General features: G+C 64.7%; 15 protein-coding genes. 2 read left to right on the top strand and 13 right to left on the bottom strand.

Annotated elements, in window-relative coordinates:
* Positions 1-289 precede the first annotated feature (289 nt).
* Positions 290-1,600: a tyrosine-type recombinase/integrase gene (locus tag ACLB0R_RS06565; protein WP_240883456.1), complete on the top strand. Its 1,311-nt coding sequence runs from the start codon at positions 290-292 to the stop codon at positions 1,598-1,600.
* A gap of 105 nt (positions 1,601-1,705) precedes the next feature.
* Positions 1,706-2,527 (top strand): hypothetical protein, encoded by an 822-nt coding sequence (locus ACLB0R_RS06560; RefSeq protein WP_240883455.1) that lies wholly within the window; start codon positions 1,706-1,708, stop codon positions 2,525-2,527.
* A gap of 25 nt (positions 2,528-2,552) precedes the next feature.
* On the opposite strand, the gene ACLB0R_RS06555 is transcribed toward ACLB0R_RS06560, so the two are convergent.
* The 13 genes from ACLB0R_RS06555 to ACLB0R_RS06495 form a co-directional block, all read right to left on the bottom strand.
* On the bottom strand, positions 2,553-2,756 hold the full coding sequence (locus ACLB0R_RS06555) for a helix-turn-helix transcriptional regulator (protein ID WP_240883454.1): 204 nt from the start codon (positions 2,754-2,756) through the stop codon (positions 2,553-2,555).
* A 2-nt stretch (positions 2,757-2,758) separates the two neighbouring features.
* Positions 2,759-2,983 carry a DUF2274 domain-containing protein gene (locus tag ACLB0R_RS06550; protein WP_240883453.1) on the bottom strand — a complete coding sequence of 75 codons (225 nt, stop codon included), beginning with the start codon at positions 2,981-2,983 and terminating at the stop codon, positions 2,759-2,761.
* Position 2,984: 1 nt separating this feature from the next.
* A complete protein-coding gene (locus tag ACLB0R_RS06545; protein WP_240883452.1) occupies positions 2,985-4,205 on the bottom strand; it encodes a TrbI/VirB10 family protein in 1,221 nt (406 codons plus the stop codon).
* Positions 4,202-5,164: a P-type conjugative transfer protein TrbG gene (trbG, locus tag ACLB0R_RS06540; protein ID WP_240883451.1), complete on the bottom strand. Its 963-nt coding sequence runs from the start codon at positions 5,162-5,164 to the stop codon at positions 4,202-4,204. Before trbG ends, ACLB0R_RS06545 begins: the two co-directional genes overlap by 4 nt.
* The gene (gene trbF / locus ACLB0R_RS06535) at positions 5,161-5,973 is read right to left on the bottom strand and encodes a conjugal transfer protein TrbF (protein WP_416642478.1); all 813 of its coding nucleotides are present in this window, start codon (positions 5,971-5,973) and stop codon (positions 5,161-5,163) included. Before trbF ends, trbG begins: the two co-directional genes overlap by 4 nt.
* 5 nt (positions 5,974-5,978) lie before the next feature.
* Positions 5,979-7,274 carry a P-type conjugative transfer protein TrbL gene (trbL, locus tag ACLB0R_RS06530; protein WP_240883449.1) on the bottom strand — a complete coding sequence of 432 codons (1,296 nt, stop codon included), beginning with the start codon at positions 7,272-7,274 and terminating at the stop codon, positions 5,979-5,981.
* Between the two features lie 126 nt (positions 7,275-7,400).
* Positions 7,401-8,147 (bottom strand): P-type conjugative transfer protein TrbJ, encoded by a 747-nt coding sequence (gene trbJ / locus ACLB0R_RS06525; protein WP_240883448.1) that lies wholly within the window; start codon positions 8,145-8,147, stop codon positions 7,401-7,403.
* Positions 8,147-10,606 (bottom strand): conjugal transfer protein TrbE, encoded by a 2,460-nt coding sequence (gene trbE, locus ACLB0R_RS06520; protein ID WP_240883447.1) that lies wholly within the window; start codon positions 10,604-10,606, stop codon positions 8,147-8,149. The genes trbJ and trbE overlap by 1 nt, the downstream gene beginning before the upstream one ends.
* Positions 10,600-10,872: a VirB3 family type IV secretion system protein gene (locus ACLB0R_RS06515; RefSeq protein WP_240883446.1), complete on the bottom strand. Its 273-nt coding sequence runs from the start codon at positions 10,870-10,872 to the stop codon at positions 10,600-10,602. Before ACLB0R_RS06515 ends, trbE begins: the two co-directional genes overlap by 7 nt.
* Complete coding sequence (locus ACLB0R_RS06510; protein ID WP_240883445.1) at positions 10,869-11,213, bottom strand: TrbC/VirB2 family protein; 345 nt, start codon at positions 11,211-11,213, stop codon at positions 10,869-10,871. Before ACLB0R_RS06510 ends, ACLB0R_RS06515 begins: the two co-directional genes overlap by 4 nt.
* Positions 11,210-12,199 (bottom strand): P-type conjugative transfer ATPase TrbB, encoded by a 990-nt coding sequence (gene trbB / locus ACLB0R_RS06505; protein ID WP_240883444.1) that lies wholly within the window; start codon positions 12,197-12,199, stop codon positions 11,210-11,212. Before trbB ends, ACLB0R_RS06510 begins: the two co-directional genes overlap by 4 nt.
* Positions 12,196-12,600, bottom strand: a complete 405-nt coding sequence (locus ACLB0R_RS06500) for a CopG family transcriptional regulator (protein WP_240883443.1) — start codon at positions 12,598-12,600, stop codon at positions 12,196-12,198. Before ACLB0R_RS06500 ends, trbB begins: the two co-directional genes overlap by 4 nt.
* A gap of 3 nt (positions 12,601-12,603) precedes the next feature.
* The gene (locus ACLB0R_RS06495) at positions 12,604-14,634 is read right to left on the bottom strand and encodes a conjugal transfer protein TraG (RefSeq protein ID WP_240883442.1); all 2,031 of its coding nucleotides are present in this window, start codon (positions 14,632-14,634) and stop codon (positions 12,604-12,606) included.
* Between the last annotated feature and the right edge of the window lie 2 nt (positions 14,635-14,636).

Below are 14,636 nucleotides of genomic sequence, written 5' to 3'. Positions count from 1 at the left end.
GCCTGCGAACGGGCCCGAACGAGCCGATCCGCTAATCGTCTGATTTTAGCAGGAAAAAGTCGATCCGAGTGGGCTGCTGCGAACCCCTGCGGAGGGGTCGGTGGCGGAGACGGAGGGATTCGTATCCACCCCCATCAACGCTTTGTCCACCCTCGACTTTTTTGCATAAATCACCTATTAAAACAACGGTTTGAGCGGTGGCCGCGCAGGTGATCGGGCCGCACCGGTCCATTTTAATCCGCGCTAATCCACGACTCAAACCGGGTTGGAAACCGGGTCGCTAACCGGGTTGCTGATCCTGCTCTCGTTATTGGAGATTGGCGTGTCACGTTCGATCCACAGGCTCAACGCCCGGCGTGTCGAAACCGAAAAGCGAGTTGGCAAACATGCTGACGGTGGCGGGCTTTGGCTCTTCATCAAGAAGGACGGTTCGCGGCGTTGGGTGTTCGCGTATGAGCGGAACAAGAAGTGTCATGAAATGGGGCTCGGACCCGCGAGCGATCTCGGACTTAGCAAAGCGCGCGACCTGGCGGCGGCGGCGAGACAGCTCCTTGCCGAAGGTACCGACCCGCTCGAAGCGCGCCGTGCCGCCGAGGCGGAGGCGGCTGAGGAAGCACGGCTTGCCGAGTTGGAGCGCACAGGTCCGGTCCTCTTCGGCACGTTCGCCGACGATTATATCTTTACGCATGAAGAGGGGTGGAAAAACCCAAAGCATCGGCAACAGTGGCGCAACACGATCAAGACCCATGCAATCGCACTGCTTCAAATGCCGGTCCAAGACATCCGTACCGAAGACGTTGTGGGCGTCCTCAAGCCAATCTGGCGGACCGTCCCGGAAACGGCGAGCAGGCTTCGCGGCCGCATCGAGAATGTCCTCGACGCGGCAAAGGCATCGAAGCACATCCAGAGCCCCTGGGAGAACCCGGCGCGGTGGCGCGGCAACCTCAGCCACTTGCTGCCGAAGCGGAAAACCAAGAAGCAGGTCCGTCACCACCCGGCCATGCCGTTCGAGGATCTGCCGGGCTTTTGGAAACGGCTGAACATCCGCCCGGCGCTGGCAGCGCGGGCGCTGGAGCTGACCATTCTTTGCGGGACGCGAACGAACGAGACGTTGCGCATGACGTGGTCGGAGGTCGACCTGGACGCCGCGATATGGACGGTGCCGGCCGACCGGATGAAGATGGGCGTCGAGCATCGCATCCCGCTCTGCGAAGCGGCGGTGACCATATTGCGCGGGATCGCCAAGCGTTCGAACCGGGCGCCGGACGACTTCGTATTCGAAGGCCAGAAGATGGGAAAGCCGCTTTCGCAAATGGCGATGACCATGGTGTTGCGGCGCATGAAGCTTGGCCATTTCACCGTCCACGGTATGCGCAGCACATTTCGGGATTACATGGGCGAAATGACCGACCATCCCGAGTCCGTCGTCGAACAGGCGCTCGCGCACCAAATCGGCGACGAAACCTCACGAGCGTATCGGCGCGGCGATGCTTTTCTCAAGCGCCGCGTCCTCATGAACGACTGGGAAGCCTTCGTCCTGGGCTCAAGGAAACGCCAGACACGGGTCACGAAATTACCGCGTCGTGCGCAGGCCGCCTGATCCCATTTCGTAAATCTCGTGCCGCTCGGCAGGCATTTCGATAGAAGGCGAGTTCGAGCCGCTCCTGTGTCAGCCGACGGTTGAGCAATAAGAGACGAAAGCACATTGACGAAACGGAAGCATCTTTCGGAAGCAACTGTCGAGACGGTGCTGGTGGCATGTCGGCGTCGATGCTGCCTGTGTTACTTCCTCAAGGGCAATCAGGAAGAGCGTAGAGGTCAGATCGCGCACCTGAACAAGCGGTCCGACGATGATCGGCTCGAAAACCTGGTGTGGCTTTGCCTCGAACACCACGACAGCTTCGACGGTAACACGAGCCAATCCAAAGGCTACACCCTGGGCGAGGTTCGCCATTGGCGGGACAAGTTGATCGAGACCTTGAGCGAGGCCGTGCTGCCCGCGGGCCAACCTATGGCTCGGATCGCAAGGGAGGTCGTCGCCGAGGCAGAAACCGACCCCGCGCATCGCTGGCGTTTTCCGCTCTGGCTCATAGCCAACCGCCCTGAATTCTTCGCCTATTCCGCGCCCGGGGCCGATGGAATCTGCACAATCGAACGGATTGACCTGCCCGATGGACGGATCGTTATCGCCTGCGTCGAAATGCCAGGTAATCCCGGCAAAAGCATCACGAACGCAGCGGAGTATATTTTCAGGCAGGTGTGTGAGCGTTTCGAGCTTTCTACGACCAGAGTCGTATGGCTCGAAAACTACGAGTTTTTCGATCGGGACGAGTGGCGGCAGGTCACATTCGGTGTCGATGGCTCGGCCGAGCCGGAGTGGACGACGATGACACCGGATATGTGGCGCGGGTTGCTGCTCAGCCCGAAGAGGCGAGTCACTGCCTCGTCCGCAGGTGAACTGCGCTCGAAGGTCCGGAAGCACTTTCCATGGCCGCCCGTGGAGATGGCGCTTGGGCTGGATTCGTGAGTGGCGACCGATTTTGTCGGTAGCCTTATCGACCGGGCAGCCGAACGCTCTCAATCCACGCAACGATCTCGCGCTCGCTCCAGCGCGCCGCCTTGGGCGATAGTTTATACGGCTTGGGAAAGGCACCTTCCGCAACCAGCGCGTAGATCTTGGATTTGCCCAATCCGACCAGGCTCTTCACATCAACGATGCGCAGCAGCCGGTCAGCCTTGTCCGTGCCTTCGCTCATGTTCAAACTCCTTCGAGCGTCTCACGAGCTTTCGCGAAAGCTCGGTCGCTGGCCAGAAATGCCGAGAGCATATGGGGTATGAGTTCGGTGATCGGCTCGGACTGGGCATAGGTCCTATTGTAGAGCGCCGCATAATCCGTGAGCGCCTTGTGCAGCTCGGGCGTTACGGTGATCGCCAGCTTGACCGGGGTCCGATCGGGCAGCCTTGCCAGTTTGATCTCGGGCATATCACCTCTCCGCCGTCTGCCAGGGGCGCATGACGATGTCCTTGTGCACGACGACGCGCAGCGGCCAGCCGGGCCGAACCCGGATCGTCGGCTGGATGTTGAGATTGCGGGTGACGAGCTGGTCGCCGGCGCGTGAACCGCTTTGCTGGGCGGATTCCCGGATCGCACGAACCAGGTCGCTCTCATTACTGCCGAAGCTCAATTGGGTGCCAACCCCGAGCAACGTCGACAGCGCGACACCCTTGAGCAGTTGCCAGGTGTGGACATCGACCTTGTCCGACAGTCCCGAATAACCGGCCGTGTCTGTCGCCGGCACGTTGTCGATCCGGACCGACGCGCCGTCGGGCAGGATGATGCGCTGCCAGACTACGAGGGCGCGTTTCTGGCCGAACGCCACGACACTGTCATAGCTACCGATCAGCCGCGAGCCCTGCGGGACCAGCAGAATCCGGCCGGTCACGCTGTCATAGGCGTTCTCGGTGACCTGCGCGGTAACGAGTCCTGGCAGATCGGAATCCAGCCCAGTGATGAGGCTGGCGCTGATGACGCTCCCCGCCATGAGCGTGTATGGCGACGGCGATGGCACCAGAGCATGCGGGTTGATGTCGCTGGTCCTATCCGTCGCCCCGACGAAATCGGCCTTGCGCTGCTGACCGTTGGGATCGCGATCAGGATCGAGGGCCATCCGCGCGGTGCTGGCGTCGGCCGATGGTGTGGCAGACGCCACTGTCGCTGGCTCCGCGGCAGCCGGTCGGTTCGCGCCCGATATCTGCATCATTACGGCGGACTCGCGGGCGGCCTTCTGCTCGGCGGCGAGGCGCTGGCGTTCCGCTTCGGCAGCCTGCGCCCGCTGATTGGCACCGACGGGCGGAATCGCAGCGCCGACCGACTGCTGATGCTCGAGGATTGGCTTCCCCAGGTCGCCCGGAAGCGGCGGACCCAGCTGGGGCACGTCACCATAACTCTTCGGCGCATTGGCGAGCGCATCGGCCGGGGCCTTCGTCGCGATGTCCGGGCGATCCTCATTTGCAGCGATGACATGGAATGTCGTCGGCTTCAGTGCGAACCAGGCGGCGCCCACGATCGCGGTCGAACCTAGTGCGGCGATGGCCACCACCGCCCCACGCCGGAAGCGCACGACCCGGCCGGGCGAGCCGCGCAGGACGAGCGTTTCGGGATCTGCCTTCGCCGGCGCTGGCTGTTCTGCGGCTTCCTTGCTCATGACGCCCTCCGGCGATCGTGGCGGCGCCCGTCGCCGCCCCGCGTGATCCGCACGACGGCTTGTTTCTTCTCGCCGAGCCGGAGTTCGGCGACATCGAACAGCCGGTCGACCACATAGAAGCGCCCGGAAACGCGATAGTTGACGAGTTGCGCATCGCCCTTCGGACCCACGACGAACAGTGGCGGCGCCTCTCCGACGGCCAGGCTCGGCGGAAATTCGATGAAGGTCTGACGACCGTCGTCGAATGCGCGAAGCGGACGCCAGTTCGGCCTGTCTCCCGTGATCGCATAGCCGAAGTTCAGTTGCTCGACGGCGAGTCCGCTGGCGACCGGCGTAGCGGCGCGCTGCTGGTCTGCCGCCCGTTTGATCGCCAGCAATTCGTCCTGCGGATAGGTCCAGGACAGGGCTGACATCGCCGTCGTGGCGGTGCTCTCTAGTTGGAGGTGGTAGGTGCGGCGATCGGTCGTGATGACAAGGTTGGTCGTCAGTCCCGCGATGAACGGCTTCACCAGGATATGGACACGCTTGGCGTCGCCGGTGCCGCTGGTGGTGTCGCCAACAACCCAGCGTGCGGTGTCGCCCGCCGCCACCGAGATGATGGTTTCGCCGGTCTGCAGTGCAATGTCGGTCACGAGTTCGGGTGCGGCGTAGAGCCGATAGAGCGCGCCGTCGCTGAACGGATAGATCTGCGCGGCATTTATGAACGCGCGGGCCTGCGGCTCCAGCGTCGCTTCGTGGTTAGCTGTACGGACGCGCCTCGCGGCGGGCGATAGCGGCTTCAGTCGATGACGAACCGCGGGCAGTGCGAGCGGAGGAGCGTCCGCGGCAGTCGGTGGTGTTGGAGCGACCGCGGGTGCTGGCTGGCTCGGCGCCGGGATGGTCGGCGTTGGGGCTGCGGTCTGGGCGTGCGCGGAGGAAGCGGCGACCAGCATGGTGGCAGCGAGCAGGGCGCGTTTCATTGACGGTTCTCCTGTGGGGACGGCGCCAGGGGCGCGAGGTTGGGATCGAGAGGCGAGCCGAGCGGGAGATTCGCCGGTGCCGCGGCCGGCGCTGGCCGTGGCGAAGGCGTCGCTATTGGTGCAGGCGCATCAAGTTCGCGGCTCCAGTCAATTGCATCGACGTAGAGCCCGAGGGGATTCTTCCTCAGCGTATCGGCGTTTTTCGGCGGCTTGACCGTGACCGTCAGGATCGCGGTCCAGCGCGAGGTGTCCGCAAGGCTTCCCCGATCGAACGCGGTCTCGGCCCACTTTACCTGGAACGATGTATCTGACGCGCGGACGACGCTGGTGACCTGCACCGACACGGTCTTGTCGCCGACATCCGCAAACGGGTTTGCGGAGCGGGCATATTCGCCGAGGAAGATGGCACCGCGCGGAGATACGAAGTCGTAAGCCGCCAGCCAGTTGTCGCGCATCAACACCGGGTCGAGCGATTTGGCCCGGATGTCGGTGATGAAACGGCCCAGGAACCACGCGATCTGCGGGTCGGTCGGGCGATAAGCGGTCGCGGCGGGCGCGATTGCCCGTGCTTCACCGAGCGCATCGACCTCGACGACATAGGGGACGACGCGGCTCTGCATTGATTGCCAGACCAGGCCGGCGGACAGTCCGGTCGTCAGGAACAATCCGCCGAATGCCATCAACCGCCAGTTGCGGGCCTGGACGCGGGCGGAACCGATCCGCTCGTCCCAGAGCTGCCCCGCACGCTGATAGGGTGTTTCGGGTTCGGGCGTTCGCCCGTAGCGCTGCACGGCGCGCTTGAATCGCATGGGGGCTACTCCTTTTCCTTGATGTCTGGGGTTGCGGACGCGCCGCCGCGATCACCCTGCTGGAGGGTGTGCAATGCGAGCTGACGATGGTGGCGGGCAGTCTGTTGGGCACGCAAATTGCGCGCCCAAGCCGGTGCGCCGTCGCCGGCACCTCCGCCTGCCGCGTTGCTTTCAGTCGACGCGCCGGAGGTCTGGTTGAGAGCGTTCCACGCGGCGGTACGACCACGCTCGGCCGCTGCGCTGAGTCCGAATGTGCTGCTGACCTTCTGTGCCGCAGCACCCTTGGCGGCGGCGGCCATGCCGCCGATCGCTGAGCCGCCGGTCTCTTTGCCGAGTTGCGCCGCTGTCGATGCGGCCGATCCCATCGTGGTGCCTGCGCGGATAGCGCCCAGGGCGCCGCCAGCCACTCCACGCGCCGCTGCGACGGCTGCCCCGCCGCCCATCGCGAACGCAGCACCTGCGCCGAGTGCGGTACCAACCGCCGCGCCCGCGCCGAGCTGCGGGGCGCCGGCGACGAGGCCGGACGCGATGCCGGGGCCGAAGATGCCGAGACCGAACAGCGAGATGCTGGCGAGCACGAGGCTCATGGCCTGGCCAATATCGGGCTCCTGGCCCTGCAGCGCCGCGATGAACTCGGAGAAAAAGCCCGAACCGATGCCCACAATAACGGCGAGCACCATCACCTTGATACCCGACGACACCACGTTGCCCAGCACGCGCTCAGCGAGGAAGCTGGTGCGATTCCAGAGAGAGAAGGGAACTAGCACGAAGCCGGCGAGCGTCGTCAATTTGAACTCGATGATCGTGATGAAGAGCTGCACCGCGAGGATGAAGAAGGCGAGGATCACGATCACCCAGGCAATCAGCAGCACCATGATCGTGATGAAATTGTCGAAGAAGGTCGTGAAGCCGAGCATTTGCGAAGCCTGATTCAGCAGCGGCCATGCGGCGGTGAAGCCGGTGCCAGCGAGCTTGCCGGGCTTCAGAAGATCGTCCGCGGTCATGCCACCGCCGCCGGCGGTCAGCCCGGCTTGCGCGAACGACTTGAAGATGATATCGGCCAGCGTCGAGAAGCTGTTCAGGATCAGCGCGAAGGCACCGACATAGAGAATCTTCTTGAGGAAGCGGCCGAGGATATTGTCCTCGCCGCCCATCGCCCAGAAAAGGCCGGCGAGCGTGATATCGATGCCGACCAGCACGGTGGTCAGAAAGTGGACGTCGCCGCCAAGCAACCCGAACCCGCTATCGATGTAGCGGATGAAGGCCTGCATGAAGCGGTCAATGACATTGAGGTCGCCCAAGGTCGGCAGCTTTCATTTTTGGTGTTGAAGGGTGTCGCGGGGTCCGGCGGCCATGAGGGGGGAAAGCCCATCGGACCCCGCGACGAGACGGCGCGCTCGGGGAGCAAGGGAGCGCGCCGCCTCAGCTCATTGCGGCGTGTAGGCTTGCCCGCTTCCGAGGAATTTCTGGGTCGCGGTGCGCGCTTCCTGCTCGGCCTGAACGCGGCGCGCGGCCTCGGTCGCGTCGGCACGGTATTGCGCTGCCATCAGGTTCTGGATCTGGAATTGCTGCTTGGCGGTGAGCGCCAGCAGCTGATTGGTGGCCTGCTGCGCTTGCAGCGCTCCTTCGGCACCCTGGCTACGCGCTATGATACCGCTCAACGTCGTCGCATCGGTCTGGACATTCTCGACCACCTGCGCCTGCACCGTCATCGCCTGCTGGAAGCTTGCCTTCGAGGCGTCCAGCCTGGTCTTGGCGGCGGCGACCTGCGCGTTGGTCGTGAGCGCGGCGCTGAAGCTGGTCGGATACAGCGAACGGAACTGCTGATCGAGATTGGCGACGCGGAACTGGATGCCCTGCGCCTGTCCCATCAGCTGATCGATCTGCTGAAGCGTCTGCGTGATCGCTTGCAGTTCGGGAAAGTTGATCGTCGTCAGGTTCTTCGCCTGATTGATGAGCGACTGGGCCTGGTTCTGGAGCGACCGGATCTGGTTGTTGACCTGCTGTAGCGTTCGCGCGGCGGTCAGCAGGTTCTGGCTATAGTTGCTCGGGTCGAACACCGTGAACTGCGCCTGGGCCGGCGTCGCCGTCATGGTGATGCCCATGACGAGCGATCCGGCGGCACCGAGGCCGATCGCGGACGCGACGAGATATTTGCGGAATCGGATACGCATTACACTTCTCCTGCTTGGGGGGCTTGGGGATCGGGAAAATCGGCGAGCAGGCTGACAGCCCAGTCGAGGCCGGCTTCACTCAGGAAGCCGGCAGCAAAATCATGCGCGCCATGCTCGGCGAGCTGCGCGTCGATGCGCGCCTGGGTCGCGGGATCGGACGCGCCGCACAGCGCCAGCGCGATCGGACCGAGACCGAGCTCGAATAGCCGGTTGCCGCGCGCCGATTGCAGATAATATTGCCGCTTCGGCGTCGCGCGGCTGATCAGTTCGATCTGGCGGTCGTTGAGACCGAACCGCTCATAGGCAGTTCGGCTCTGCGGCTCGATGGCACGGTCGTTCGGCAGCAAGATGCGCTGCGGACAACTTTCGATGATGGCCGGTGCGATCGAGCTGTTCGCGACATCGGCGAGGCTTTGCGTCGCGAACACGACCGCGACGTTCTTCTTGCGCAGTGTCTTCAGCCACTCGCGGATGCGCGCGGCGAACAGCGGGTGATCGAGGAAGATCCAGGCCTCGTCGAGTACGAGCAAGGTCGGCCGCCCGTCGAACCGCTCCTCGAGCCGGTGGAACAGATAGGTGAGCACGGGTGCTACGACGCCGGCCTGGCCCATCAGCGCCTCGGTCTCGAAGCACTGGACGTCGGCGATGGCGAGATCATCTTCGGCCGCGTCGAGCAGCCGGCCGAACGGTCCCTCCAAGGTATAGGGCGACAGCGCCGAGCGTAGCGCGGTCGACTGAAGCAGCAGCGACAGGCCGGTGAGCGTCCGTTCCTCGATCGGCGCGGTCGCGAGACTGTTCAGCGCCGACCAGAGCGATTCCTTGATCTCGGGCGTGACGGCGACATGCTCGTGGGTGAGCAGCGCCGCGATCCACTCGGCCGCCCAGGCACGTTCGTCGCCGCGGTCGATATGGCGCAGCGGCTGGAATGCGATTGCGCGCGCTTCGCCATCACGTTCGCCGCCGAGTCCCAGCGCATGATGCGCGCCGCCCATCGCCAGCACGGCGGCCCGTGCCGAAAAGCCCTTGTCGAAGACATAGACCTGCGGGCCCGGATAGCGCCGGAACTGTAACGTCAGCAGCGCGAGCAGGACCGACTTGCCGGCCCCGGTCGGACCGACGATCAGCATGTGGCCGACATCGCCGATATGGGTGCTCAGCCGGAACGGCGTCGAGCCGCTGGTCTCCGCATAGAGCAAAGGCGGTCCGTCGAGATGCGTGTTGCGGACCGGTCCCGCCCACACCGACGACAGCGGCATCAGATGCGCGAGGTTGAGCGTGTGAACCAGCGGCTGCCGGACATTCGCGTAAATCTGGCCGGGCAACGATCCGAGCCAGGCTTCGACCGCGTTGATGCTCTCGCGGATCGTCGTGAAGCCGAGCCCGTTGACGATCCGCTCGACGGCGCGAACCTTGCGCCCGGCCGCAGCGCGGTCGATGTCCGTGACCGTGATCGTCGTGGTGAGATAGCCGAAAGCGACATGATCGCCGCCGAGTGCCTGGAGCGCGAGATCGGCATCGACCATCTTGTTGTCGGCATCGCTGTCGAGCAGCTGGACGGGCTGGTTGTAGATCACCTCGCGCAGCAGCGCGGTCACCGACTTGCGTTTGTTGAACCATTGCCGGCGCAGCCTGGTCAGCGCCTTGGTCGCATCGGTCTTGTCGAGCGCGATGAATCTCGTGACCCAGCGATAGGCGAAATCCTGATGGTTGAGCGCGTCCAGGATTCCGGGCCGACTGACATTCGGAAAGCCGAGGATCGTCAGCGTGCGCAGATGCTGGTCGCCCAGCTTTGGTTCGAGCCCGCCGGTCAGCGCCGTGTCCACCAGCACGCTGTCGAGATACATCGGCGTCTCGGGGACAGTGACATCGTGACGCCGCTCAGAGATCGTGCCGTGCAGGAAGGTCAGCGTTTCCGCATCGTCGAGTGCTCGGACATCAGGCATGAAGCCGGACATCAGGTCGAGCGCGCGATCGGTCTCTGTGATGAAAACACCGAGCGCCTGTCGCCAATCTCGCCCTTTCACGTCATCACCGCGCTCGACCAGCGCGCGGCCTGCCGTGTCGGCCTGATCGGCCGGCGGCATATAGGTGAGCGTCAAATGGTAATGGCTCTCGAAATGCGCAGCCGCGCTCTCGAAGCCGGCACGACGTTCCTCGTCGACCAGCCACGATGCCGCGTCGGGAAAATTGCTGGCAGGATAACCGAGCGCCTCGCGCCGTTCGGCTTCGAAGTGTAACGCCCATCCGGTGCCGAAACGCCGCAGGACATTGTTCGCGCGGGCGCAGGCGGACACTAGTTCGGCCTCGGTCGCGGATTCGAGGTCGGGACCGCGGAACCGCGCGACGCGGGAGAAGCTGCCGTCCTTGTTGAGTACGACGCCGGGCGCGATCAGCGCCGCCCAGGGGAGATGGTCGGCGAGCCGGTCGGCACGGCTGCGATATTCACGCAGGCTCAGCATGCGAAATGTCCCTTTTGACGAAGGTGCCGGGCAATGACGGGCGCGAAATCGGGATCACGCTTGGCGGCGAGCACCGCGAGCGTGTGTCCAAACGCCCACACCACGAGCCCGGCAATCCATTGCTGGAGACCGATCCCGAGTGCGGCTGCGAGCGTGCCGTTGACGATCGCGATCGTCCGCGGCGCGCCGCCGAGCAGAATGGGCTCGGCGAGCGACCGGTGCAGCGGGGCCTCGAAGCCCTCGATATGGGCGCCGGTCCCGATCACGCGATCAGCGCCCCGCCGCCGAATGAGAAGAACGACAGGAAGAAGCTCGACGCAGCGAACGCGATGCTGAGGCCGAAGATGATCTGGATGAGCTTGCGAAATCCGCCCGCCGTCTCGCCGAACGCCAAGGTCAGGCCGGTGACGATGATGATGATCACCGCAACGATCTTGGCGACTGGACCCTGGACCGAATCCAACACCTGTTGCAGCGGCTGTTCCCACGGCATGCCGGTGCCGGCCGCGTGCGCGCGACTGGCGATGGTGAGCCCGAGGCCGAACACTGCACCGATAAGGAAGGTCGAGCGGCGATCGGGCAGTTTTTGAATAAGGCGCATGGTCATTCTCCTGGCTTGGGGATTGTGGGATCGGGGGTGAGGTCGAGGACAGCGTAACCGCCGTCGGGATCGACGCCGGCGACACGCGCGATCGTCTCGACGCGGCGTGCGAGACCGCGGCCGGCGATGAACACGATCACGTCGATGGCTTCGGCAATCAGCCGGCGCGGGACGGTGACGACCGTTTCCTGCACGAGCTGTTCGAGCCGGTAGAGCGCGGAGACCGCGCTATTGGCATGGACCGTGGCGATGCCGCCGGGGTGGCCGGTATTCCAGGCCTTGAGCATGTCGAGCGCTTCGGCGCCGCGCACCTCGCCGACGATGATGCGGTCGGGGCGAAGACGCAGCGTCGAGCGGACCAGATCGGCCATGCCGACTACGCCGGGCCGAGTACGCAGCGCCACAACATCGGATGCCGCGCATTGCAGTTCGCGCGTGTCCTCGATCAGGATCACGCGCTCGTCGAGGTGCGCCATCTCGGCGAGCAGCGCGTTGGCGAGCGTGGTCTTGCCCGACGACGTGCCGCCCGCGACCAGGATATTCTTTCGCTCGACGACGGCGAGCGACAGCAGCCGGGCAGTATCGGCCGGCATGATGCCGTCCATCACATAGTCGAGCAGAGTGTAGATCTTGGCGGCGGGCTTGCGAATCGAGAAGCACGGCGCGAGGCTGACCGGCGGAAGCACGCCTTCGAACCTTTCGCCGGCGCCCTCGCCATGCGGCGGCAGCTCGGCCGACACGATCGGCGACGCCGCATGAACCTCGGTGCGGGCGTGGCTGGCAACCAAGCGGATGATCCGCTCGACTTGCGCGGGATCATAGCGCGTGCCGGTATCGGTGCGGCCTTCGCCAAGCCGGTCGAGCCGCAGCGCGCCGTCAGGATTGACCATGATCTCGATAACGGCGGGATCGGCGAGTGCAGTCGCGATCGTCGGCCCCATCGCGGTGCGGAGCATCGCGCGGCGGCGATCGGATGAGAGTGTCTCGCTCATCGCCCCGCCTCCGCCTCGTCGGCTGCACCGATCGAGCGCTTGCCCGATCCGATCTGCCGACCGACCTGGCTGACAAAGGCCTCGAACCGTTCGCGCCCGACAGCGCGCGCGGCGGTATCGGCCTCTGGTAGCGGCGCCGTCACCGTCAACTGGTAGCGGACGAACAGCGACAGGCTTTCCAGCAGCACCTCGATGTCGCGGCGGGCATGACCGATCTCACGCGAGATGCGGTCAAGCCGGCCTTTGAGAAGATCGTCGATCTCCTTGGTGCCGCGCCGCGCGAGATAGGCGCCCAGCGCATCGCTGACGATCTGCGACTTGTTCGTGCCCGGCTTACGCGCCAGGTCATCGAGTGCGTCGCTCAGCGCCTGATCGATATAAAGGTTCTGGCGGAACTTCATCGCTCAGAGCCCCGGCAGCAGGTCGCGCCCGCCGGCTTCGTCGATGCCATAGCCCCGCGCGACGGCGCTCAACCCGCGGGCGCGGTCCATCGTCCTTTGATCGGCGGCGAGATCGCCTTCGTCCTGGTCGGCGGCAAGCAGGTCGAGCTGTTTCGGCTGCTCGGGTTTCGAGGGCGCTTCCTCGGCAAGGCCCGGATGGCGCTGCTGCTCGAGCCCACCATCTTCGCCCTCGGTCTCGGCAGCATCCTCGGTTCGGGCGAGCCGGGCATCGGGCCGGCGGGCGAGACTGCCCCAATCGTTCGATCGAGCCTGCGGCCGATCAGCATAGCGGCCGTCGGTCAGTTCGGGAGGCGCGGCAACGCGCACTCGGAAATTGCGGTCCTCATAGTAGCGCAGCTTCTGGGCGCGGATCGGGGCGAGTCCGGACACGAGCACCAGCTCGTCGGAAGGCGGAAGTTGCATCACCTCACCGGGCGTCAGCAGCGGCCGCGCGGTCTCCTGCCGGCTGACCATGACGTGCGCGAGCCAGGGCGCGAGCCGGTGGCCGGCATAGTTGCGCATCGATCGCTGTTCGGTGGCGGTGCCGAGTGCGTCGGAGATGCGCCGCGCCGTTCGCTCGTCGTTGGTCGCGAACGCGACGCGCACATGGCAATTGTCGAGGATACTGTTGTGCTCGCCATAGGCCTTCTCGATCTGGTTGAGGCTCTGAGCGATAAGGAAGGCACGCACGCCGTAACCGGCCATGAAGGCAAGGCTGGTTTCGAAGAAATCGAGGCGGCCGAGCGCCGGGAACTCGTCCAGCATCATCAGCAGCTTGTGGTTACGTTTCGCTGCGCCGACGCCATCGAGGCGTTCGGTCAGCCGGCGGCCGATCTGATTGAGGATCAGGCGGACCAGCGGCTTGGTGCGGCTGATATCGGACGGCGGAATGACGAGGTAGAGCGAGACGGGCTGTGCCGCCTCGACAAGATCGGCGATCCGCCAGTCGCAGCGCGATGTCACCTCGGCGACGGTCGGATCGCGGTAGAGACCGAGAAACGACATCGCAGTTGAGAGCACACCGCTGCGTTCATTGTCGGATTTGTTCAGCACCTCGCGGGCCGCCGAAGCCACGACGGGATGGACCTGCGGATTCTCCGTCGTGCCGAGATGATTAGTGGTCATCATCCGCTTGAGCGTGGCCACGAACGGACGCTGCGGATCGGACAGGAAGGTCGCTACGCGTGCGAGAGTCTTTTCTTCCTCGGCATAGAGGATGTGGAGGATCGCGCCGACCAGCAGCGAATGGCTGGTTTTTTCCCAGTGATTGCGACGCTCTAGCGCCCCCTCGGGGTCGACCAGAATGTCAGCGATGTTCTGAACGTCGCGGACTTCGTTGTCGCCACGGCGGACCTCCAGCAATGGATTGTACCGCGCCGATCGCGCATCGGTCGGGTTGAACATCAACGCATGGCTGAAGCGCGACCGCCAGCCGGCGGTCAGCTGCCAGTTCTCGCCCTTGATGTCGTGGATGACCGCCGAGCCGGTCCAACTCAGCAGCGTCGGAACGACCAGACCTACGCCCTTGCCACTGCGGGTCGGCGCGAACGCCATGACGTGCTCAGGGCCGTCATGGCGCAGATACCGACCGTGATGACGGCCGAGGAAGGCGCCGGCATCGCCGAGCAGTCCGGCGCTCTCCATCTCGCGAGCCTCGGCCCAGCGCGCGGAACCGTAGGTGGTGACGTGGCGCTGCTGGCGCGCGCGCCACAGCGAGCCGAAGATCGCGGCGGCGCAGCCGGCGAACCCGCTGGCGCCGGCAATCATACCCGCCCTGTCGAAGACGTGGGGCGCGTAGGCATCAAAGTGATACCACCAAGGGAAGATCGCCCAGGGCCGATAGACTGGCGTGTGGAACAGGGTGAACCAGGGAAGGCCAAGCTGCGGCTGATAGGCGAGCATCGCCGCCGCCCACTGCGTCGCCGTCCACAGGCCAGCGATCACGATCGCGAACACCACGATAATCTGGCCGATGAGCAGCTTGGTCGGGGTCATAC

The organism is Sphingomonas sp. GlSt437 (genome assembly GCF_048015635.2).
GTDB lineage: Bacteria > Pseudomonadota > Alphaproteobacteria > Sphingomonadales > Sphingomonadaceae > Sphingomonas.
This window is presented reverse-complemented; position numbering and strand designations above follow the sequence as displayed.